21 protein-coding genes and 1 pseudogene are annotated in these 21,136 nt (G+C 72.0%); 15 read left to right on the top strand and 7 right to left on the bottom strand.

Annotation, left to right across the window (positions count from 1 at the left end; translation table 11 throughout):
* Positions 1–205: 205 nt before the first annotated feature.
* Positions 206–1,756, top strand: coding sequence for an amidohydrolase family protein (locus CLV28_RS01255; protein ID WP_100421491.1), 1,551 nt, complete (start codon positions 206–208; stop codon positions 1,754–1,756).
* A gap of 26 nt (positions 1,757–1,782) precedes the next feature.
* On the top strand, positions 1,783–2,442 hold the full coding sequence (locus CLV28_RS01250; RefSeq protein WP_239073278.1) for a nucleotidyltransferase family protein: 660 nt from the start codon (positions 1,783–1,785) through the stop codon (positions 2,440–2,442).
* Between the two features lie 102 nt (positions 2,443–2,544).
* Here CLV28_RS01250 and CLV28_RS01245 read toward each other — a convergent pair whose 3' ends face one another.
* The 5 genes from CLV28_RS01245 to xseA form a co-directional block, all read right to left on the bottom strand.
* On the bottom strand, positions 2,545–3,978 hold the full coding sequence (locus CLV28_RS01245; protein WP_100421490.1) for a class II fumarate hydratase: 1,434 nt from the start codon (positions 3,976–3,978) through the stop codon (positions 2,545–2,547).
* Positions 3,979–4,152: 174 nt separating this feature from the next.
* Positions 4,153–4,839: a carbonic anhydrase gene (locus CLV28_RS01240; RefSeq protein ID WP_100421489.1), complete on the bottom strand. Its 687-nt coding sequence runs from the start codon at positions 4,837–4,839 to the stop codon at positions 4,153–4,155.
* Between the two features lie 54 nt (positions 4,840–4,893).
* Entirely contained in the window at positions 4,894–5,829 is a 936-nt protein-coding gene (locus CLV28_RS01235) for a carbohydrate kinase family protein (protein WP_239073277.1), read from the bottom strand.
* Positions 5,826–6,134, bottom strand: a complete 309-nt coding sequence (locus CLV28_RS01230) for an exodeoxyribonuclease VII small subunit (protein WP_100421488.1) — start codon at positions 6,132–6,134, stop codon at positions 5,826–5,828. The genes CLV28_RS01235 and CLV28_RS01230 overlap by 4 nt, the downstream gene beginning before the upstream one ends.
* A gap of 137 nt (positions 6,135–6,271) precedes the next feature.
* Positions 6,272–7,516 (bottom strand): exodeoxyribonuclease VII large subunit, encoded by a 1,245-nt coding sequence (gene xseA / locus CLV28_RS01225; protein ID WP_100422310.1) that lies wholly within the window; start codon positions 7,514–7,516, stop codon positions 6,272–6,274.
* 62 nt (positions 7,517–7,578) lie between these two features.
* On the opposite strand from xseA, the gene CLV28_RS01220 reads away from it, so the two are divergent.
* A complete protein-coding gene (locus tag CLV28_RS01220; RefSeq protein WP_373314308.1) occupies positions 7,579–8,634 on the top strand; it encodes a 4-hydroxy-3-methylbut-2-enyl diphosphate reductase in 1,056 nt (351 codons plus the stop codon).
* Positions 8,635–8,671: 37 nt separating this feature from the next.
* On the opposite strand, the gene CLV28_RS01215 is transcribed toward CLV28_RS01220, so the two are convergent.
* Complete coding sequence (locus CLV28_RS01215; RefSeq protein WP_100422309.1) at positions 8,672–10,138, bottom strand: DNA recombination protein RmuC; 1,467 nt, start codon at positions 10,136–10,138, stop codon at positions 8,672–8,674.
* A 122-nt stretch (positions 10,139–10,260) separates the two neighbouring features.
* Here CLV28_RS01215 and CLV28_RS01210 point away from each other — a divergent pair, with 122 nt between their 5' ends.
* The 10 genes and pseudogenes from CLV28_RS01210 (at position 10,261) to CLV28_RS01165 (ending at position 16,673) form a co-directional block, all read left to right on the top strand.
* Positions 10,261–11,025 (top strand): ABC transporter ATP-binding protein, encoded by a 765-nt coding sequence (locus tag CLV28_RS01210; protein ID WP_100421486.1) that lies wholly within the window; start codon positions 10,261–10,263, stop codon positions 11,023–11,025.
* Complete coding sequence (locus CLV28_RS01205; RefSeq protein ID WP_100421485.1) at positions 11,007–12,587, top strand: hypothetical protein; 1,581 nt, start codon at positions 11,007–11,009, stop codon at positions 12,585–12,587. The genes CLV28_RS01210 and CLV28_RS01205 overlap by 19 nt, the downstream gene beginning before the upstream one ends.
* Positions 12,588–12,615: 28 nt before the next feature.
* Positions 12,616–13,701, top strand: coding sequence for a redox-regulated ATPase YchF (gene ychF, locus CLV28_RS01200; RefSeq protein WP_100421484.1), 1,086 nt, complete (start codon positions 12,616–12,618; stop codon positions 13,699–13,701).
* A 33-nt stretch (positions 13,702–13,734) separates the two neighbouring features.
* Positions 13,735–14,016, top strand: coding sequence for a type II toxin-antitoxin system RelE/ParE family toxin (locus CLV28_RS01195; protein WP_100421483.1), 282 nt, complete (start codon positions 13,735–13,737; stop codon positions 14,014–14,016).
* Positions 13,991–14,311 (top strand): HigA family addiction module antitoxin, encoded by a 321-nt coding sequence (locus tag CLV28_RS01190; protein WP_100421482.1) that lies wholly within the window; start codon positions 13,991–13,993, stop codon positions 14,309–14,311. The genes CLV28_RS01195 and CLV28_RS01190 overlap by 26 nt, the downstream gene beginning before the upstream one ends.
* Positions 14,308–14,784 (top strand): GNAT family N-acetyltransferase, encoded by a 477-nt coding sequence (locus tag CLV28_RS01185; RefSeq protein WP_100421481.1) that lies wholly within the window; start codon positions 14,308–14,310, stop codon positions 14,782–14,784. Before CLV28_RS01190 ends, CLV28_RS01185 begins: the two co-directional genes overlap by 4 nt.
* A gap of 196 nt (positions 14,785–14,980) precedes the next feature.
* Positions 14,981–15,583: a putative immunity protein gene (locus CLV28_RS16295; RefSeq protein ID WP_239073276.1), complete on the top strand. Its 603-nt coding sequence runs from the start codon at positions 14,981–14,983 to the stop codon at positions 15,581–15,583.
* A 145-nt stretch (positions 15,584–15,728) separates the two neighbouring features.
* Positions 15,729–16,049, top strand: coding sequence for a YciI family protein (locus CLV28_RS01175; RefSeq protein ID WP_157802442.1), 321 nt, complete (start codon positions 15,729–15,731; stop codon positions 16,047–16,049).
* A gap of 7 nt (positions 16,050–16,056) precedes the next feature.
* Positions 16,057–16,182 (top strand): annotated as a pseudogene (locus CLV28_RS01170) (HigA family addiction module antitoxin); the annotation flags it as partial.
* On the top strand, positions 16,179–16,673 hold the full coding sequence (locus CLV28_RS01165) for an HIT family protein (protein ID WP_100421479.1): 495 nt from the start codon (positions 16,179–16,181) through the stop codon (positions 16,671–16,673). The pseudogene CLV28_RS01170 and the gene CLV28_RS01165, both read left to right, overlap by 4 nt.
* 140 nt (positions 16,674–16,813) lie before the next feature.
* On the opposite strand, the gene CLV28_RS01160 is transcribed toward CLV28_RS01165, so the two are convergent.
* On the bottom strand, positions 16,814–17,272 hold the full coding sequence (locus CLV28_RS01160) for a VOC family protein (protein ID WP_100421478.1): 459 nt from the start codon (positions 17,270–17,272) through the stop codon (positions 16,814–16,816).
* 286 nt (positions 17,273–17,558) lie between these two features.
* Between CLV28_RS01160 and CLV28_RS01155 the strand changes: the two genes are divergently transcribed.
* Entirely contained in the window at positions 17,559–19,355 is a 1,797-nt protein-coding gene (locus CLV28_RS01155; protein ID WP_100421477.1) for an ABC transporter family substrate-binding protein, read from the top strand.
* 186 nt (positions 19,356–19,541) lie between these two features.
* Positions 19,542–21,059: an ABC transporter permease gene (locus tag CLV28_RS01150; protein WP_100422308.1), complete on the top strand. Its 1,518-nt coding sequence runs from the start codon at positions 19,542–19,544 to the stop codon at positions 21,057–21,059.
* Positions 21,060–21,136: the final 77 nt, after the last annotated feature.

Genomic DNA, 21,136 nt, shown 5'->3' with positions numbered 1-21,136 from the left:
TGCGGGGGTGAGGGAGCGCACGGTGCTGCCGTGCGGCTGGGCAGGACACTAGGAGCCCGACGTTTCCATTGGTCGGACCAATGGGTTTCCGTGGTGTTACCACTCGGTCGCAGATCCGACACGCCGCTCCCGGGGCGGCCCCCGGAAACGTCACGGACACCCGGCGGGGACGTCGCGGACACGGAGCCGGGCTAGCGTGCCCGGCATGAGCGACCCCACCGAGCGGCCCGGCAGCACCCTCCCCGGCACCGCGTCCACGGGCACCGTCTTCTCCACGGGCACCGTCTTCGAGGGCCACGTCCTGCACGTCGCCGGCAGCCCCGCCGTCGGCCACGCCCGCGATCACCTCGTCTCGCTGCCGGACGGCGCGCTCGTCGTCGGCCCCGATGGCCGGGTCGCGTGGACCGGGCCCCGGCACGAGACCCCGGCCCGCTGGGCCGCGTGGCCGCGCGTACGCGCGCCCTACGTGCTGCCGGGGTTCGTCGACACGCACGTGCACATGCCGCAGACGTTCTCGGTCGACTCGTTCGGCGGCGGGCAGCTGCTCGACTGGCTCGAGCGCTGCATCTTCCCCGCCGAGCAGCGCCTCGCCGACCCCGCCTTCGCGGCCCTCGTCGCCGAGCAGTTCTGCGCGCACCGCATCGCCGCGGGCACGACCACCGCCATGGTGTTCGGCTCCGCGTTCCCGCACGCGCAGGACGCGCTGTTCGAGCGCAGCCTCGCGCTCGGCCTGCGCACCGTGAGCGGGCGCGGCATCCAGACCGCGGGCCCGCCCAGCGCCGGGGCGCTCGTGACCGACGACGCGACCGCGCTGCGGCTCGTGCGCGAGGAGATCGACCGCTGGCACGGCACCGACGTCGACGCGTCCGGGCACGTCGTGCGCGCGGCCGACCCGCGCACCGCGCTCGTGCAGACCGCCGTCGTGCCCCGCTTCAGCCTCTCCGTGACACCGAGCACGCTGCACGCGCTCGGCGACCTCTACGGCGAGGTGCGCGAGCGCGGGGTCTACGTCCACTCGCACCTGAGCGAGAACGCGCGCCCCGGGATCGGCGAGGTCGACGCCGTGCTCGCGGCGTTCGGCGTCGACCAGTACCTCGACACCTACGACGGGCTGTTCCTGCCCGGCAGCGCGCGCGGCGGCGAGAGCTTGCTCGGGCGCCGCACGATCATGGCGCACGCGGTGCACTGCGAGGACGCCGAGCTCGCCCGCCTCGCCGAGACCGGGACGTCGGTCGCGCACTGCCCCACGTCGCAGCTGTTCCTCGGCTCCGGGACCATGCCGTGGCGGCGCACCGTCGACGCGGGCGTGCACGTCGCGATCGGCACCGACGTCGGGGCGGGCGACGAGTGGCTCGTCTCACGCGTGCTGTCCGACGCGTTCAAGGTGCACCTGTCCGAGCCCGGCGACGCGGGCATCGCGCTCGACCCCGCCGAACTGCTCCTCGCAGGCACCCTCGCGGGCGCCCGCGCGCTCGACCTCGAGGCCGTGACCGGCAACTTCGACGTCGGCAAGGAGGCCGACCTGATCCTCGTCGACCCCGAGCTCCACCCCTCGCTCGCCGCGACCCTGCGGCACGGGATCCGGTCGCAGGACGCCGCGACCGCGACCGAGCAGGAGCTCTTCGCGCTGCTGCTCGGGCTGCGCGAGCGCGCCGTACGCGCCGTCTACGTGCGCGGAAGGCTCGTCGGGGAGTCCTGGTCGCGGTCCGGCGCGTCCGTGGGTGCCGCGGCGCCGGTCGCGTCGGTGCGCGTGTGAGTGGTGCGCGGTTGTCCGGCGCGCGGGTGACGGGCGTGGTCCTCGCGGCCGGGGCGGGCCGCCGATACGGCGCGCCCAAGGCTCTCGCGCGCGAAGCGGACGGCGTGCCGTGGCTCGTGACCGCCTGCGCGACCCTGCGCGCGGGCGGGATCGACGACGTGACCGTCGTCCTCGGCGCGCAGGCCGACGACGGCGCGCGGCTCGTCCCGGCCGACGTCCGGACGGTCCGCGCGACCGGCTGGGAACGCGGCCTCTCGGCGTCGCTCGCCGCGGCGCTCGCGGACGTCGCGGGGCGGGCCGACCCGCCCGACGCCGTCCTGCTGACGCTCGTCGACCTGCCCGGGCTGCGGCCCGAGGCCGTGCGCCGCGTGCTGCGCGCCGGTGCCGTGCGGAGTTCGGCCGGGCGGCCACGCTCGGAGGCGCGCGGGGACGAGTGCCGCGAGACCCCCGAGGCCCCCGAGCGCGGGGCGACCGCGGCGCTCGCCCGCGCGACCTACGGGGCGCCGGGCCACCCCGTGCTCGTCGGGCGCGCGCACTGGGCACCGCTCGCCGCGACGCTCGACGGCGACGTCGGCGCGGGCCCCTACCTGCGCGCGCACGGCGTGGTCGAGGTCGACTGCGCCGACCTCGGCGGGGGTCACGACGTCGACGTGCCCGGCGGCGCGACGTCCGGCACGACCTGCTGACGCGGGACGCCGGACGCCGGACGACGACGGCCCGGCACCCGTGTGGGTGCCGGGCCGTCGCGCGCACGCCAGTCGGTGCGCCCGGTCGTGCGTCGGTGCGTGTCAGGCCTGCGGCGGGCGCGTCATCGACATGACGTCGAGCGCGGCGTCGAGCTGCTCGGGCGTGACCTCGCCCCGCTCGACGAAGCCGAGGGCGATGACGGCCTCGCGGACCGTGATGCCCTGCGCGACCGAGTGCTTGGCGACCTTGGCGGCGGCCTCGTAGCCGATCACGCGGTTGAGCGGCGTCACGATCGAGGGCGACGACTCCGCGAACGCGCGGGCCTTGTCGACGTTCGCGGTGATGCCGTCGACCGTCTTGTCGGCGAGCACGCGCATCGCGTTCGACAGCAGGCGGATCGACTCGAGCGTGCCGAGCGCGATCACGGGGATCTGCACGTTGAGCTCGAACGAGCCGCTCGCACCCGCCCACGCGACGGTCGCGTCGTTGCCGATCACGCGCGCCGCGACCATGAGCACGGCCTCGGGGATCACGGGGTTGACCTTGCCCGGCATGATCGACGAGCCCGGCTGCAGGTCGGGGATGAAGATCTCGCCGAGGCCCGTGTTGGGGCCCGAGCCCATCCAGCGGATGTCGTTGCAGATCTTGGTCAGCGACACCGCGATCGTGCGCAGCGCGCCCGAGAGCTCGACGAGGCCGTCGCGTGCGCTCTGCGCCTCGAAGTGGTCGCGCGCCTCGGTCAGCGGCAGGCCCGTGTCCTCGACGAGCAGCTCGATGACGCGCTGCGGGAACCCGGCCGGGGTGTTGATGCCGGTGCCGACGGCGGTGCCGCCCTGCGGCACCTCGGCGACGCGGGGGAGCACGGCCTGGACGCGCTCGACGCCGTAGCGGACCGCCGCGGCGTACCCGCCGAACTCCTGGCCGAGGGTCACGGGCGTCGCGTCCATGAGGTGCGTGCGGCCCGACTTCACGACGTCCTTGAACTCGACGGCCTTGGCCTCGAGCGACGCCGCGAGGTGCTCGAGCGCGGGCACGAGGTCGTTGACGACGCCCGACGTCGCGGCCACGTGCACCGAGGTCGGGAACACGTCGTTCGACGACTGCGACGCGTTGACGTGGTCGTTGGGGTGCACCTCGCGACCGAGCGAGCGCGTCGCGAGCGTCGCGAGCACCTCGTTGGTGTTCATGTTCGACGAGGTGCCCGAGCCGGTCTGGAACACGTCGACCGGGAAGTGCGCGTCGTGCGCGCCCGCGGCGACCTCGTCGGCTGCGGCGACGATCGCGTCCGCGACGTCCTGCTCGAGCACGCCGAGCTCGGCGTTCGTGCGGGCGGCGGCCTTCTTGACGCGGGCCAGGGCCTCGATGTGGCTGCGCTCGAGCGGAGTGCCCGAGATCGGGAAGTTCTCGACCGCGCGCTGCGTCTGCGCGCGGTACAGGGCGTCCACGGGCACGCGGACCTCGCCCATGGTGTCGTGCTCGATGCGGTACTCGGTCGTGTCGGCGCCGGCGGCGACCGCGGAGTCGGTGGAAGTCATGGAACCTATGGTGCCACCGCGTCGGGACCGTCACGCCCGCCCGTGCACGAGGTGGACCGCTCCGGCGCCGCGCCGAGCACGGGGTTGCGGCCGGCCGAGCACGGGGTCGTGCACACGTCCCGCACCAGGGAGTGTGCACGACCCCGTGCTCGGCACAGGGCCCGTCGAGCGGCGTCAGGCGATCGGGTCCTCGCCGACGTCGCCGAGCACCTCGACCAGGCGCGCCTGGCCCTCGGTGAGCGAGTACTCGACGCCGACGACGGCGCAGCGGCCCTCCGCGACGGCGGAGGCGAGCCCCGCGGAGTACGAGTGCAGCATCGACACGGTGTGCCGCACGTGCTCGCGGCGCAGGAGGTCGGGGTCGACCTCGCCGTCCTCGCCGCGCACGTTCCGGCCCGAGGCCGTGATGTTGACGATCGACGGGATCACGCGGTCGACGACGGCGCGCACGAACCCGCCCGCCTGCTCGCCGGTCTCGAGCGTGTGCGCCGCGGCGGCGACCGCCCCGCACGAGTCGTGGCCGAGCACCACGACGAGCGAGGCGCCGAGGATGTCCACGCCGTACTCGATCGAGCCGAGCACGGTCGTGTCGATCACGTGCCCCGCGGTGCGCACGACGAACGCGTCGCCCAGGCCCTGGTCGAAGATGATCTCGGCCGCGACCCGCGAGTCGGAGCAGCCGAAGACCACCGCGAACGGGTGCTGCGCGACCGTGAGCTCGGCGCGACGGCCCGCGTCCTGCGAGGGGTGCTGGACCGTGCCCTCGACGAACCGCTGGTTGCCGTGGCGCAGCCGCTCCCACGCCTCGCGCGGCGTGGGCGGGGCGGACGGGGTGGTCTGGACTTCAGTTGCGTCGGTCATGACCACATCATGAACCGTGCGGGCCGAGCCGTGCAGCCGTGTCCGGTGTGATCCTCAGACGAGCTCGGCGCGCGTGGGCGGGTTCGCCCCGGCGCGCGAGACGGTGACCGCGGCGACGCGCGCGCAGTGCTCGAGGACGCGTCGCACGGTCGCCTCGTCGACGTGGCGCAGCGCGTCGCGCCGGGCCGCGCCCAGCAGTCCCTCGGTCCACAGGCCGTCGATCAGCGCACCCATGAACGAGTCCCCGGCACCGACCGTGTCGACCACGTCGACCTGCGGCGCCTCGACCCGCACGATGCGGGCGCCGGGCAGGACGGCGGCCGCCCCGCCGCCGCCGAGCGTCACGACGACGAGCGACGGCCCCGCCTGGACCCACCGCCGGGCGACGTCGAGCGGGTCGACGCCCGGGGCCAGCCACGCGACGTCCTCGTCGCTGACCTTGACGACGTCCGCGAGGGCGACGAGCTGCTCGATCCGGGGCCGCGCCGACGCGGGCGTCCCCATGAGCGTGGGCCGGACGTTCGGGTCGTACGTCACGGTCACGTCCCGCCGCGCGGACTCGACCACGGCGACGACCTCCGAGCCCCCGGGCTCGATCACGACCGCGATCGACCCCGTGTGCAGGGCGAGCGCCCCGGGGGCGGGCGCCGTGCCCGGGGGCAGCCGCCAGTCGAGCTCGAACTCGTAGGTCGCCGACCCCTGCTCGTCGAGGCGTGCGGTCGCGATCGAGGTGCGCAGCGCATGGTCGCTGCCGGCCGTGACGCCGACGTGCGAGCGCGCGAGCCAGCGGCGCACCACGTCGCCGTACGGGCCGTTGCCGAGCCACGTCGCGAGCTCGACGTCGCGCCCGAGCCGCCCGAGCGTGATCGCGACGTTCGCGGGGCTGCCCCCGGGGTGCTCGTCGACGCTGCCGTCGGCCGAGCGCACGACGTCGATCAGCGCCTCGCCGACCACGAGCACGTGCGGCCGGGCGGTCTGCTCCTCGCTCACGCCCGCTCACCCCCGTCGGAGTCGCCGCCGTCGGCGGCCCGGGCCGCGTCGAGGCGTGCGCGCGCGCCGTCGAGCCACTGCTGGCACCGCGCGGCCAGCGCCTCGCCGCGCTCCCACAGCGCGAGCGACGTCTCGAGCGGCTCGCCGCCCGACTCGAGGCGCGCGACGACCTGCACGAGCTCGTCCCGCGCCTGCTCGTAGCCGAGCGTCGCGACGTCGGCGTCGGGGATCGGGGGAATGGGAGTCGTGGGAGTGGTGGTCGGGGGAGTGGGCGTCGTGGGAGTGGGCGTCGTGGCGTCGCTCATGGTCGGTCCTCCGGTGCGGTCGTGCGCGGTCTGTCGGGGCGTGCGGTCTCGGGTGTGTGGTCGGGGTGTGTGGTCGGACGTGCCGTCGGGCGCGCTGTCGTGCGTCGGTCGGTCCGTGGGCGCCGTGCGTGCCGTGGTCAGGGGCTCGCGACCGTGGCCGCGAGCTCGCCGTGCGCGACCCGCACGCGCAGGGCCTGGCCGGGCGCGACGTCGTCGGGCGAGCGGACCACCGCACCGTCCGGGCCCTGCACGACTGCGTAGCCGCGGTCGAGCACGCTCGCGGGGGACAGTGCCCGGACCTGGGCCTCGAGCCGCCCGACGTCGCCCGCGGCGCGCAGCAGCCGGTGGTCGAGCGCCTGGCGGGCGCGGTGCAGCCCGGTGACGAGGTCGCGCTCGCGGGTCGTGACGATGGTCGTGGGGTCGGCGAGCACGGGACGCGAGCGGACCTGGTCGAGGCCGTGCTGCTCGCGCTCGACGCGGGAGACGACCGCCGAGCGCATGCGCGCGCTCGCCTGCCGCAGCCCGCGACGCTCCTCGGCGACGTCGGGCACGATGCGCTTGGCAGCGTCGGTGGGTGTCGACGCGCGGTAGTCGGCCACGAGGTCGAGCAGGGGGGCGTCGGTCTCGTGGCCGATCGCGCTCACCAGCGGGGTGCGGCAGGCCGCGGCGACGCGCACGAGGCGCTCGTTGCTGAACGGCAGGAGGTCCTCGACCGCCCCGCCGCCACGCGCGACCACGATCACGTCGACGTCGGGCCGGGCGTCGAGCTCCTCGATCGCGGCCGAGACCTGAGGCACGGCGTCCGCGCCCTGGACCGCGACCTCGCGGGTCTCGAACCGGACCTGCGGCCAGCGCGCCTGCGCGTTGACGACGACGTCGTGCTCGGCCTTGGACCCGCGCCCGCACACGAGCCCGACCACCGAGGGCAGGAACGGCAGCGGTCGTTTGCGGCTCGCGTCGAACAGTCCCTCGTCCGCGAGCACGCGGCGCAGCGCCTCGATGCGCGCGAGCAGCTCGCCGACCCCGACCGTGCGGAACTCCCGGGCCTGCATCTGGAGCGTGCCGCGCTTGACCCAGTACTGCGCCTTGGCGTGCACGACGACGTGGGATCCCTCGGCAAGGGGCACCGCGGCCGCGTCGACCGTCCGTGTGGGGGCCGAGACCGACAGCGACTGGTCGAGGTCGGTGTCGCGCAGCGTCAGGAACGAGATGCCCGCGCGCCGGTTGAGCTGCACGACCTGCCCCTCGACCCACACGGGCGCCATGCGGTCCACGTACGCGGCGATCTTGCCCGCGAGCAGGCGCACGGGCCACGGGTGCTCGGGCGACGTGTCCAGGGCCTTCTCGGGGAGCCGCGCGGGCACGGTCGTCTCGTCGCTCACGGGGACCACTGTGCCGCACGGCACCGACACGGGCGAACGCCGCGTGCGCGACGTCTCCTAGACTGGTCGGCGTGACCTCCTCGACCCCCGACGCACTCCCCGACGCCGCCGACCGCACCACGACCGCCCCCGAGGCTCCCGCGCGGCGCGTGCTTCTCGCGGCCCCGCGCGGGTACTGCGCCGGCGTGGACCGCGCCGTGATCGCGGTCGAGAAGGCGCTCGAGCACTACGGCGCGCCCGTGTACGTGCGCAAGGAGATCGTCCACAACAAGCACGTCGTCGAGACGCTCGCCGACCGCGGCGCGATCTTCGTCGACGAGACCGACGAGGTGCCCGAGGGTGCGCGGGTCGTGTTCTCGGCGCACGGCGTCTCGCCCGCGGTCAAGGAGGCCGCCGCGGCGCGCAACCTCGACACGATCGACGCGACGTGCCCGCTCGTGACCAAGGTGCACAAGGAGGCCGTGCGGTTCGCGCGCGACGACTTCGACATCCTGCTCATCGGCCACGAGGGCCACGAGGAGGTCGAGGGCACCGCGGGCGAGGCGCCCGACCACGTGCAGGTCGTGGACAGCCCGGACGCGGTCGAGGACGTCGTGGTGCGCGACCCGTCCAAGGTCGTGTGGATCTCGCAGACCACGCTCTCGGTCGACGAGACGATGGAGACCGTGCGCCGGCTGCGCGAGAAGTTCCCGACGCTGCAGGACCCGCCCTCGGACGACATCTGCTACGCGACGCAGAACCGGCAGGTCGCGGTCAAGAAGCTCGCGCCCGAGTGCGACCTCGTCATCGTGGTCGGCTCGGCGAACTCGTCGAACTCGGTGCGGCTCGTCGAGGTCGCGCTCGGCGCCGGTGCGCGTACCTCGTATCGTGTCGACCGTGCGGCCGAGATCGAGGACGCCTGGTTCGACGGCGTGACCACGGTGGGCGTCACGTCGGGCGCGTCGGTGCCCGAGATCCTCGTCGACGACGTGCTGCGCCAGCTCGCGGAGCGCGGCTACGCCGACGTGCAGGAGGTGCGCACCGCGACCGAGGACCTCATGTTCTCGCTGCCGCGCGAGCTGCGCGGCACGATGCCGCCGCGCGAGGGGCGCCGGTCGCTGCAGGTCGACCCCGTCTGACCCCGGGCGGCGTCTGACCTCGGGCAGGGTCCGCGCGTCAGGCGGACGCCTCGGCGTCGTCGTGCTCGTCGTCGGCGTGCCCGCCGTTCGACGGCCCGCCGCTCACCTGCGCCCGGGTCGACTGCCCCGCGCCCGGGTGCCGCGGCTCGCGTACCGCAGCCTCGCCGGCGAGGTACGCCTCGTCCCGCTCGCCGATCGCGACCACGCCGCCCTCCTCGGCGGCGAGCAGCTCGCCCTTGGTGATCGGGCGCGGCGTCTCCTCGATGCCCTGGGGCTCGGGGATCTCCTCACGTCGGTCGACGACCTGCAGCTCGACCATGCGGCGGGCCGAGGTGAGCACGTTGCGCTCGAGCGAGCCGACCATCTGGTTGTAGGCCTTGGTCGAGGCCTCGAGCGAGCGGCCCATCTTCGTCACGTGGCCCGTCATGGTCACCAGCCGCGAGTGCAGCTCCTTGCCGACGCGCAGCACCTGCTGGGCGTTGTCGGCGAGCGCCTGCTGGCGCCACGAGTACGCGACCGTGCGCAGCAACGCGAGGAGCGTCATGGGGCTCGCGAGGATCACGTTGCGGCGCGCGGCGTCCTCCATGAGGGAGGGGTCGCGCTCGAGCGCGGCCGAGAGGAACGCCTCGGCAGGCACGAACATGACGACGAACTCGGGCGTGTGGTCGAACAGGTCCCAGTAGCGCTTGGACGCGAGGTCGTCGACGTGCTTTCTCACGTGCCGCACGTGCGCGTCGAGACGCTCCTCGCGGCGCGCCGGGTCGTCGGCCTGCTGCGCCTCGAGGTAGCCGAGGAACGCGACCTTGGAGTCCACGACGATGCTCTTGCCGCCCGCGAGCCGCACGACCATGTCGGGCCGCAGCACCGTGCCGTCGGGCGTGGTCGCCTGGACCTGGACGTCGAAGTCGACCTGCTCGATCATCCCGGCGACCTCGACGACGCGGCGCAGCTGCAGCTCGCCCCACGCACCGCGCTCCTGCGACGAGCGCAGCGCCGTCACGAGGTCGCTCGTGCCCTTGCGCAGCTCGGCCGAGACCTCGGTGAGCCCGCGCATGTTCTCGGTCAGCCTGGAGTCGAGCGCGATGCGCTGCTTCTCCTGCGCGGCGACCTCGGCACGCACGCGCTCGAGGCTCGTGCCGATCGGCTCGAGCAGCGCACGGAACGACGCCTCGCGCTGCGCGAGCGCCTCGTCGTTGCGGGTCGTGGACTGCGCGAGCCGCTGCTGCGCGAGCGTGAGGAACTGCTCGTTGTTCTGCGCGAGCGCCTTGGACGCGAGGTCGCCGAACCGGCGCGCCGCGATCTCCTGCTCCTCGCGCGCGGCCCGCAGCTGCAGCTCGGACTCGCGCCGCGAGCCCTGGAGCTCGGCCCGCAGGCGGGCGATCTCGCCGTCGGCGCTGCGCCGCGCGTCGCCGTCCTGGACCCTGCGCCACAGGTAGCCGACGCACGCGCCGACGAGCAGCGCACCGAGGACGAGCACGACGAGGAGCAGCAGTGGGATGTCCATGGCCCGCACCTTGCCAGCGGCCACCGACAGACCGGGCCGCGACGCGCCGTCCGACACCCCGTGGCCGGACGAACGGGACGGACGTCGTGGACCGGACGGGGCGCGACGCATAGGATGCGCCGATGGACTCAGGGGTGCCCGCGCTCGCGCTGCGCGGACTGTGGAAGAAGTTCGGCGACACGATCGCGGTGCACGGCATCTCGCTCGACGTGCCGCGCGGCTCGTTCTACGGGGTCGTGGGCCCCAACGGGGCGGGCAAGACGACCACGCTGTCGATGGCCACGGGTCTGCTGCGGCCCGATGCGGGCACGGTCGCGGTGCACGGGCGGGACCTGTGGTCCGAGCCCGACGCGGTCAAGCGCACGCTCGGCGTGCTGCCCGACGGCGTGCGCCTGTTCGACCGCCTCACCGGCGCCCAGCTCATCACCTACGCGGGGCTGCTGCGGGGCATGGACCGCGACGTCGTCGCGCAGCGCACCGACGACCTCCTCGCCGCGCTCGACCTGACCGATGCCGCGGGCCGGCTCGTGGTCGACTACTCGGCGGGCATGACCAAGAAGGTCGCGCTCGCGACCGCGCTCGTGCACGCGCCCGAGCTGCTCGTGCTCGACGAGCCGTTCGAGGCGGTCGACCCGGTCTCGGCCGCGAACATCCGCGACATCCTGACCGCGTACGTGCGCACGGGCGGCACCGTGATCGTCTCGTCGCACGTCATGGACCTCGTGCAGCGCATGTGCGACCACGTGGCCGTGGTCGCCGCCGGCCACGTCCTGGCCGCCGGCACGGTCGACGAGGTCCGCGCGGGCGACTCGCTCGAGGACCGGTTCGTCGAGCTCGTGGGCGGACGACAGAGCACGGAGGGCCTCGCGTGGTTGCGCACCTCGTAAGGCTCAAGGTCACGCTGCTCGTCAACGGGTTCCGGCGCAGCGCCTGGCAGACCGTGCTGTTCGTGCTCGGCGCGCTGTACGTGCTGGGGGTGTGCGTGATGCTCGCCGCCGGCTCCGCGGCGCTCGGCCTCGCCGCGCCCGACCTCGCGCCCGACGTCGTCGTCGCGCTCGGCGCGCTCCTCGTCGCCGGGTGGTGGTTCGGCCCGCTCATCGCGTTCGGCAGCGACGCGACGCTCGACCCGGCGCGGTTCGTGACGCTCGGCATCGACCGGCGCACGCTCGTGAACGGCCTCGCGCTCGGCGCGCTCGTCGGGATCGGCGGCGCCGCGCTCGTGGTCCTCGCCGCCGGGTCGACCCTCGCGTGGCTCGCCCGGCCCGCGCTCATCCCCGTCGCCGTGGTCGGCGCGGTGCTCGGCGTCGCGACGAGCGTGCTCGGCTCGCGCGCGCTCTCGGCGGCTCTCGCGCCGCTCCTGGAGCGGCGCCGCACCCGCGAGGCGCTCACGATCCTGGGCGTGGTCGTCATGGCCGCGCTCTGGCTCGGGTTCGTGCGCGTCTCGAATGGGTTCTCGATCGTGTCGGACGACGTCGGCGCGTTCCTCTCGGACCTCGGGACGGTCCTCGGCTGGACGCCGTTCGGTGCGCCGTGGGCGCTCGCGGGCGACGTGGCGGACGGCGCCTGGCCGGCTCTCGTGGCACGCCTGGCCCTGTGCGTGGCGACCGTCGCGGCGGCGTGGTGGCTGTGGGGCGCGGCGCTCGTGCGGTCCGCGGAGCGGCCCGCCCACCAGGGGGACGCGCGCAGGCAGGAGGGGCTCGGCTGGTTCGGCCGGGTCCCGGCGACGCCCTGGGGCGCGGTCGCGGCGCGCGCGGCGACGTACTGGGTGCGCGACCCGCGCTACGCGGCGTCCCTGACGATCCTGCTGATCGTCCCGGTGGCCGTCGTCGCGCTGACCGGGGGCGACCTGAGCACGCCGTGGCTGCTGGTCGCCGGCCCTGTCGTGGCGTGGTTCCTCGGCTTCGGGCTGTCGAACGAGATCGCCTACGACCACACCGCGTTCGCGCTGCACGTCGCGGCGGGCGTGCGGGGTCGCGACGACCGCTGGGGCCGGTGCGTGCCTGTGCTCGCCGCGGGCGCGCCGCTCGTGGTGGGTCTCGTGCTGGCGGCGGCCGCGCTCTCGGGCCGCTGGGACCTCGTCCCCGTCGCGCTGGGGGTCGCGCTCGGCGTCCTCGGCGCGTCCCTCGCGGTCTCGTCCGTGGTCTCGGCCCTCGTCCCGTACCCCGTGCCCAAGCCGGGGGACAGCCCGTTCAAGTCGCCGCAGGGTGCGGGCACCGCGGCCCTCGTGGCGCAGCTCGTGGGCCTGGCCGCCTCCGGCGTGGTGACGCTCCCGGTCACGGTCCTCGCGGGCGTCGCGCTCTGGCAGGGCGGGGGAGCCCTCGGGTGGACGACGGCGCTGGTCGGGGTCGTGCTCGGCGCGGGCACGCTCGTGGCGGGCGTGCGCGTGGGCGGGCGCCTGCTCGACGCGCGCGGCCCCGAGCTGCTGCAGCGCGTGCTGTCGTACGCCTGAGGCGCCCCGGCACGTAGACTCTGGACACGTGGCTCTCACTATCGGCATCGTCGGCCTGCCCAACGTCGGCAAGTCCACCCTCTTCAACGCCCTGACGCGCAACAACGTGCTCGCCGCGAACTACCCGTTCGCGACGATCGAGCCGAACGTCGGCGTCGTCCCGCTGCCCGACCCGCGGCTCGGCACGCTCGCGGAGATCTTCGGCAGCGAGCGGATCCTGCCGGCGACCGTGTCGTTCGTCGACATCGCGGGCATCGTCAAGGGCGCGAGCGAGGGCGAGGGACTCGGCAACAAGTTCCTCGCGAACATCCGCGAGGCCGAGGCGATCTGCCAGGTCACGCGCGCGTTCGACGACCCGGACGTGCTGCGCGTCGACGGGTCCGTCGACTCGGCGGGCGACATCGAGACCATCAGCACCGAGCTTATCCTGGCCGACCTCCAGACCCTCGAGAAGACGCTGCCGCGCCTCGAGAAGGAGGTCAAGATCAAGAAGGGCGACCCGGCGCTCGTCGAGGCGGCTCAGAAGGCCCAGAAGATCCTCGAGGAGGGAACGACGCTCTTCCAGGGCGCCGCGGCCGCAGGCCTCGACCTGGCCGACGTCGCGAGCTTCCAGCTCCTGACCGCCAAGCCGTTCATCTACGTGTTCAACACCGACGACGCGGGCCTGGCCGACGAGGAGCGCAAGCAGGCGCTGCGCGACCTCGTGGCGCCCGCGCAGGCGATCTTCCTCGACGCGAAGTTCGAGTCCGAGCTCGTCGAGCTCGAGCCCGACGAGGCCGCCGAGATGCTCGCCGACTCGGGCCAGGACGAGGCAGGGCTCGACCAGCTCGCGCGCGTCGGCTTCGAGACCCTCGGCCTGCAGACCTACCTCACGGCCGGCCCCAAGGAGTCGCGCGCGTGGACGATCCACCGGGGCTGGACCGCACCCCAGGCGGCGGGCGTCATCCACACCGACTTCGAGCGCGGCTTCATCAAGGCCGAGGTCATCTCGTTCGACGACCTCGTCGAGGCGGGCTCGGTCGCCGCCGCGCGCGCCGCGGGCAAGGCTCGCGTCGAGGGCAAGGACTACGTGATGGCGGACGGCGACGTGGTGGAGTTCCGGTTTAACGTCTAGCGTTATTGACGGTGTCCGTTATACCCTGGTCGTGTGATCAGATCGTTCGGCAGCAAGGACACCGAGCACATCTGGCACGAGCAGTACGTCAAGCGCGTCGACCGGACGGTACAGCGGGCGGCATTGCGGAAGCTCGAGTTGATTCATGCGGCGAAGGATGTCGAGGACCTCAGGGTCCCGCCAGGCAACCACCTGGAGCGTCTGGTCGGCGACCGACGCGGGCAGCACAGCATCCGCGTGAACGCGCAATGGCGTCTCTGCTTCGTCTGGCGAGATGGAGGTGCGGAAGATGTCGAGCTCGTCGACTATCACTGAGAGCAGCCTGATCGAACCGATCCACCCGGGGGAGATCCTGATGGAGGATTTCATCGAGGGCTTCGGGATCACTCAGAACAGGCTTGCCGTGTCCATCGGCGTGCCGCCGCGCCGGATCAACGAGATCGTGCACGGCAAGCGGGGGATCACCGCTGATACGGCGATCCGTCTGGCGCGCTACTTCGGGACGTCCGAGGAGTTCTGGATGAACCTGCAGTCGAACTACGAGCTCCGGCTCGAACGCCGTGCACTGCGCGACACGGTTGCAGCGATCACGCCTCTCGCGGTCGCATGAGCAGCACTGCATGGGTTGCTGGGCTCGACCAGCAGGTGCCCGAGGACGTCGCGAGGTTGCTCACCACGGTCCCCGAGTGGTTCGCGCAGCCGGACTCCAACGAGGAGTACATCGAAGCAGCTCGGTCCAAGGAGACATGGACGGTCCGCAACGACGAGGGAATGGTCGTCGGTGTCACGCTGATCGATCGCCACTTTCCGCATGTCGCTGAAGTGCACCTCATCGTCGTCGACCGGTCGGTGCACGGGACCGGCGTCGGCACGGCAATGCTCAGGGCTGTCGAAGACGATGCGGTTCGCCGTGGGGTGCGGCTGTTGCAGGTGAAGACGCTCGGAGCCTCGCACCCTGATCCCGGATATGCGCGCACTCGTCACTTCTACGAGCGGTGGGGCTTTCTGTCGCTGGAGGAGACCGCGCTCTGGGGTGAAGGCACCCCCTGCTTGATCATGGTGAAGCCGCTGCCTGCCTCGTGAGCCGCAGCCACGCCCTGACGATCGCTGCAGCGTAGGAGTCTTGAGGGGCTGCGAGCGCCGATATGGTGCACTTTCCCCCCAGAGGTTGGTGTGCCGGGACGTGGTCGAATTCAGGTTCGACGAGCGAGTCGGGCCCTGGGCCATCGCTCATCCGCCGTGACGCCCGTGGCGTGACCTTGCCGCGTATGCTCACCGCATGGTGTCGATCCAGACCTTGAGCGATGCGGATCGAAGGGTGCTCGCTCGGTGGGCACTGTCATGCGCCGAGCGAGTGCTGCCGCAGTTCGATGCCGACGCTGCTGCGCACGCTGAGATTCGCGATGCGGTGAACCGTACCCGTGCCTACAGCGCAGGGCAGAGCAGCGCCGGCGAAGAGATCAAGAAGCGTCTCGTCGCCGTGAAGGCCGCCAAGGCCGCGACGACTCCGGCCGGTGCTGCCGCAGCACGGGCAGTGGGTCAGGCGGCCGCGGTCGCGCACATGGGTGCCCACGCGCTGGGGGCATCCGCCTACGCTGCCAAGGCTGTTTCGCTGGCTCACCCCGGTCGACCGGAAGCCGTGCACGACGAAGTGCGCTGGCAGATCGCGGAGCTCACGGATCGTGAGCGTGAGGCGCTGCATCGGCTCCCGCCGCTCGGGACTGACGAATCCGGACCGCTCGGCGAAGGCCTTCTGTCGCGTGGCGTGCTCGGCTCTGTGATACGACAGATCCAGGCGGCGATCGACGAGAAGTCGTGGCCGATGACGGTGCGGGGAATCGAATCCCGGGACGGATCGGCGCCCGCCTTCCCGGCCACATGATCCACGTCGACGCCGACGTTGGTCGGGCGTATCCCCGACGGTGGCGCCCGTCCAGCGATTCGGCGCACCGGGGACCTGCTGGCAACAGCGCGGTCGACGCGAGCCTCTCTCGCGGCGCTCCAGCCGAACGAATAGCGTGGTCGTCATGACCTCCGAAAAGGCCGGTTCGGGTATCGCCTGGGCAGCGCTGGTGCACACGCCCGGACCGACGGCCGCCGGACCCATGTTCCAGGACTCGCGATTCCCCCACCACGTCGCGTTCCTCCGTTCGCTGGACGAGGCGGGGTGGCTCGTCGCTGCCGGCTCGTTCTCCGATGCCGACGGTGAGGGCATGACGGTGGTGCGTTTTCCCGAGTCAGTCGGCATCGACGAGGTTGAGAGGCTCGCGCGGGCCGACGAGGCTGTCGTCTCGGGACTGCTGGCGGTGCGCGTCCGGCCCTGGCGTGTGGTCATGGTCGCCGAATGAGCGGTGTGTGGCGCGTCGTGTCGGTGCGTCCGAGGAGTTCTGGATGAACCTGCAGTCGAACGACGAGCTCCGGCTCGAGCGCCGTGCACTGCGCGACACGGTTGCAGCGATCACGCCTCTCGCGGTCGCATGAGCGACTGGCGGTCGGACCGGGTCAGGTCGGCGCTCAGCGGCGAGAACCCCACCGTGCTGGCCCACCTGAACAGCTCCATCGCGGTGATCGGCGACGTGCAGTGGCTTCCGGGCTACTCGCTCGCGCTCACGAAGGTTCCCGGGGTGGATCGGCTGACAGACCTCCCGCGCGAGGAACGCGTCCGCTACCTGGCAGACGTGGATCTCCTCGCGACGGCGGTCGAGAGCGTCTGCTCTCGACATGACGAGACGTTCCGTCGCGTGAACGTCGAGATCCTTGGCAACGCCGACGCCTACTTGCACGCTCACGTCTGGCCGCGCTACGACTGGGAGCCGCCCGCGCTCGTCAGGAAGCCGGTCTGGCTCTACCCGCCCGACCGTTGGACCGACGAGCGGTACCGGCTGGGTCCGGCCCACGATCCGCTGCGCGCGGACCTCGCCGCAGAGGTTCGTCGGCTCCGGAGCTCGGCGGAGTTCCGCGTCGCTGTGTAGCTTGTGGGGCCATGTAGCCGATGGGGTCGTGCAGCCGACGCGGCTGTGTACCCGACGGGGCCGTGCGGTCAACAGGTCGACCGGCAGGCAGCGCCCGTTCTGGCGCTGGTCCCGTCGTCGGCTCACGACCCGGCGCCGGTTCACGACCCGTCGGCGCCCGTCCCGTGGAGCTCCTGCGCGAGCCCGAGCAGGATGCCCTCGGGCCCGCGGACGTAGCAGAGCCGGTACACGTCCTCGTAGGTGACGACCTCGGTGCTCACGAGCTCGACCCCATGGGCGTCGAGGCGGGCGAGGGTCGCGTCGAGGTCGTCGACCGCGAACATGACCCGCAGGTACCCGAGCGCGTTGACCGGGGCCCTGCGGTGGTCGGCGACGACGTCGGGCTCGACGAAGCGCGAGAGCTCGAGCCGGCCGTGGCCGTCGGGCGTGCGCAGCGTGGCGATCTCGACCTGCTGGTGACCGAGGCCGGTCACCTGGCCCGCCCATGCGCCGTCCACGGTCGCGCGCCCCTCGAGCTCGAGCCCGAGGGCGGCGAAGAAGGTGATCGCCGCGTCGAGGTCGGCGACGACGATGCCGACGTTGTCCATCCGGAGCGTCATGCGACCAGCGTAGGAGCCCGCGGCCCCTCGTGACGGGCGCCACACGGCAGTGCTCCCATATCACATTCCCGGGTTAATCGGTCGTGTCGCCCGCTTCTCGGATTGTTACCGGCCAGTATCGACTCAGTAACGATCGGCGGGACCAAGCACCGAATCCGGGAATTCGCCGCAAGTTCCTCTGTACGTTGGGTCACAAGCCACGGTGGCCGGGTTCGGACCCCCTGGGGACTGCGTCATCACGCACCTCCGCAGGACCGCGCCGGCCACCACCCATGGAGGAGGAACCTTGAAGATCAGACGCTTTGGAGCCACGCTTGCCGTGGCCGCGTCGGGAGCCCTGCTGTTCTCGGCATGCACCAGCCCCGCTGACGACGACGCCAGCTCGACGGATGCAGCGTCCAGCAGCACGGAGACCGCCGCTGACGGTCCCTGCAAGGCGGACCTGGGCGACGTCACGACCAAGGACGACACCGTGTCGTACTCGGTCGGTGAGGACGAGTTCCTCGGCTACAACAGCTACACCCCCGAGACGTACTCGACCTACAACTCGGTCGTCACCGACCGCATGCTCGAGGGCTTCGTCTACTTCGGCACCGACGGCACGATCTGCCAGAACGACTCGTTCGGCAGCTACGAGGTCGTCTCCGAGGACCCGCTGAAGGTCAAGTACACGATCGCGGACGACGCGGTGTGGTCGGACGGCACGCAGATCACCAACGCCGACTTCTTCCTCGACTGGGCCGCGCAGGCCATCACCAAGGACGACGGCACGCCGCTGTTCAACCACGTCGCCGGCACGACCTACGGCGAGTACGTCCCGGACGGCCCCCAGGGCGACGCCGAGGGCAAGTCGTTCGAGCTCGACTACGCCAAGGTCTACGCCGACTGGGAGATCCTCGTCAGCGCACCGTTCCCGGCGCACGTCGTCGCGGACCAGATCGGCGTCTCGGTCGCCGACCTCGTCAAGGCCATCCAGGACAAGGACATGGACGTCCTGACGAAGGCCGCCGAGTTCTGGAACACGGGCTGGCTCTCCCCGACCCCGGGCGAGCTCCCTGACGCCGCGCTCATCCCGTCCTCGGGCCCGTACAAGTTCAAGCAGGACGGCTGGTCGGCCGGCCAGTCGATCACCCTCGAGGCGAACGACAAGTACTACGGCCAGCAGGCTGCGACCAAGAACCTGACGTTCCGCTTCACGGCGGCCGACGCCCAGGTCCAGGCGCTCCAGAACGGTGACCTCAACGTCATCGAGCCGCAGGCCACGGTCGACACCCTCGCCCAGCTCAACGCGCTCGGCGACTCGGTCACGGTCCTCACGGGTGACTCGCTCACCTGGGAGCACCTGGACTTCAACTTCAACAACGGCGACTTCGCCGACTCGCTCCCGCTGCGCGAGGCCTTCGCGCTCTGCGTGCCGCGCGCGGACATCGTCGAGAAGCTGATCAAGCCGATCAACCCCGACGCGGAGGTCATGAACGCCCGCGAGGTCTTCCCGTTCCAGGACACCTACACGGAGGTCACGGACGCCTCGTACGACGGCCGCTACGACACGGTCGACCTCGACGCGGCGAAGGCGAAGGTCGAGGAGTCCGGCGTGGCGACCCCGATCAAGGTCCGCATCGGCTACTCGGCCCCGAACCCGCGTCGTGCGGACGAGGTCGCGCTCATCAAGTCGAGCTGTGACCAGGCCGGCTTCGAGGTCGAGGACACCGGTTCGGCCGAGTTCTTCGACAAGGACCTGCCGAACGGTGACTACGAGGTCGCGCTCTTCGCGTGGGCCGGCTCCGGCCAGGTCGCCTCGGGTGCCAACATCTACAAGACGGACGCGCCGCAGAACTACGGTGGCTTCTCCAACGCCGACGTCGACGCCGCCTGGGACACGCTGTCCTCGACGGTCGACCCGGCCGTGCACCTCGAGCAGCAGAAGGTGATCGAGAAGCTCCTCTGGGACAACCTGTACGGCATCCCCGTGTTCGCCCACCCGGGCGTCTCGGCCTACGACTCGACGCTCTCCAACGTCCGCCGCACGGCGACGCAGAGCACGATCTCGTGGAACGCCGACCAGTGGGTCCGCGCTGAGTGATGACACCTCGCCGCTCGTGAGCGGCAGGCCATCGCACTGATGCGCACGTGGGACCGGGGGGTCCTCCCAGACCCCCCGGTCCCCGTGTCGTGTCCACCCATCCGCTCGAACTAGACTTCCGGGAACGCCGACACGGCGGGTCCGGAGCCGACGCCCCACCGGGCGTCGCCCTCGAAGGGTATGCACGTGCTCAGATTCATCTCGCGCCGCATCGGGATCTCGTTCCTGGTCCTCCTCGGTGCCTCGCTGCTCATGTACGTCCTGACGATCAACGCCGGAGACCCCCTGGCGGATCTCCGGGAGTCGAACAGCGAGAACAAGCAGAACCTCATGGACCAGCGCACCGAGATCATGGGTCTGAACGACCCCTGGTACGTGCGCTACTGGAACTGGCTCTTCGGCGTGAGCAAGTGCTTCGCCCTGCAGTGCGACTTCGGCACGACCCGCAACGGGGTGTCCGTGAACTCGCTGCTGCCGCAGGCCGCAGCCTCGACGATGAGGCTCGTCGTCCTCGCGACGCTCATCGCGATCGTCGTCGGCGTCGCGATCGGTATCCTCACCGCGATCCGTCAGTACTCGGGCTTCGACTACGTGACGACGTTCCTCGCGTTCCTCTTCTTCTCCCTCCCCGTGTTCTGGGCGGCCGTGCTGCTCAAGGAGTACGGCGCGATCCGCTTCAACGACTGGATCGCCGACCCGTTGCTGAGTCCGGGCGCGATGATCCTGTGGGGGCTCGGCCTCGGCCTGATCCTCCAGGCGATCGTCGGGGGCGGCCGCAAGCGCCGGCTCTACACGCTCGGCATCACCTGGGTGTTCGTCACGGGCGCCCTGTTCTACTTCGAGGCCGTCGACTGGTTCCGTCAGCCCGCGCTCGGCGTCGGCGTCGTCGTCATCGCGGCGGCCGGTGCCGCGGTCCTCGTGACCGCGCTCGTGACCGGGCTCGACAACCGTCGTGTGCTCTACGCAGCTCTCACGACCGTCGTCGTCGGCGGCGTCTCGTACCTCGCGCTCATGCCCGTGCTCGACGAGCCGAACTGGTGGATCTTGTTCGGCCTGCTCGTCCTCGCGATGGCGCTGTCCAACCTCGTCGGCTGGCTCTGGGGCGGCTACGACAAGCGGCGCGCGATGTTCGTCTCGAGCATCACCGGTTTCATCATGTCGCTGCTCGTCGCGGGCGACCAGATGCTCTCGCACTGGGCGAGCTTCCTCGACCTCAAGCCCCGACCCATCTCGACGATCGGCTCCGAGACCCCCAACTTCCCGGGCGGGTTCTGGGAGGACGTGCTCGACAAGGGCACGCAGCTCATCCTCCCCACGATCCTCCTGGCGCTCGTCTCGATCGCGGGGCACAGCCGCTACACGCGCTCGTCGATGCTCGAGGTCATGGGTCAGGACTACGTCCGCACGGCCCGCGCCAAGGGCCTGTCCGAGCGCGCCGTGATCACCAAGCACGCGTTCCGCAACGCGCTCATCCCGATCACGACCATCGTCGCCTTCGACTTCGCCGCGCTCATCGGCGGTGCCGTCATCACCGAGCAGGTGTTCGGCTGGAAGGGCATGGGCGCGATGTTCAAGCAGGGCCTGCAGCAGGTCGACCCGCCGCCCGTCATGGCGTTCTTCCTCGTGACCGGCGTGGCGGCCATCCTCATGAACCTCGTGGCCGACATCGCGTACGCGTACCTCGACCCCCGGATCCGGCGGTGACCCCGCATGGACCCGATCTTCGACCGGAGCACCCGGATGACGACCTCAACCGACCCGCTCGTCCCGCAGGGGACGGC

Source organism: Sediminihabitans luteus (assembly GCF_002797595.1).
In the GTDB taxonomy this organism is placed as follows: Bacteria; Actinomycetota; Actinomycetes; order Actinomycetales; family Cellulomonadaceae; genus Paraoerskovia; species Paraoerskovia lutea.
This window is presented reverse-complemented; position numbering and strand designations above follow the sequence as displayed.

Excerpts from the sequence above, each read along its gene's own strand:
- CLV28_RS01210 (WP_100421486.1), top strand. The coding sequence starts at position 10,261 with ATGGACTCAGGGGTGCCCGCGCTCGCGCTGCGCGGACTGTGGAAGAAG.
- CLV28_RS16295 (WP_239073276.1), top strand. The coding sequence starts at position 14,981 with ATGGTGTCGATCCAGACCTTGAGCGATGCGGATCGAAGGGTGCTCGCT.
- CLV28_RS01185 (WP_100421481.1), top strand. The coding sequence starts at position 14,308 with ATGAGCAGCACTGCATGGGTTGCTGGGCTCGACCAGCAGGTGCCCGAG.
- CLV28_RS01245 (WP_100421490.1), bottom strand. The coding sequence starts at position 3,978 with ATGACTTCCACCGACTCCGCGGTCGCCGCCGGCGCCGACACGACCGAG.
- CLV28_RS01165 (WP_100421479.1), top strand. The coding sequence starts at position 16,179 with ATGAGCGACTGGCGGTCGGACCGGGTCAGGTCGGCGCTCAGCGGCGAG.
- CLV28_RS01190 (WP_100421482.1), top strand. The coding sequence starts at position 13,991 with ATGTCGAGCTCGTCGACTATCACTGAGAGCAGCCTGATCGAACCGATC.
- CLV28_RS01160 (WP_100421478.1), bottom strand. The coding sequence starts at position 17,272 with ATGACGCTCCGGATGGACAACGTCGGCATCGTCGTCGCCGACCTCGAC.
- CLV28_RS01175 (WP_157802442.1), top strand. The coding sequence starts at position 15,729 with ATGACCTCCGAAAAGGCCGGTTCGGGTATCGCCTGGGCAGCGCTGGTG.
- CLV28_RS01230 (WP_100421488.1), bottom strand. The coding sequence starts at position 6,134 with ATGAGCGACGCCACGACGCCCACTCCCACGACGCCCACTCCCCCGACC.
- CLV28_RS01255 (WP_100421491.1), top strand. The coding sequence starts at position 206 with ATGAGCGACCCCACCGAGCGGCCCGGCAGCACCCTCCCCGGCACCGCG.
- CLV28_RS01215 (WP_100422309.1), bottom strand. The coding sequence starts at position 10,138 with ATGGACATCCCACTGCTGCTCCTCGTCGTGCTCGTCCTCGGTGCGCTG.
- CLV28_RS01240 (WP_100421489.1), bottom strand. The coding sequence starts at position 4,839 with ATGACCGACGCAACTGAAGTCCAGACCACCCCGTCCGCCCCGCCCACG.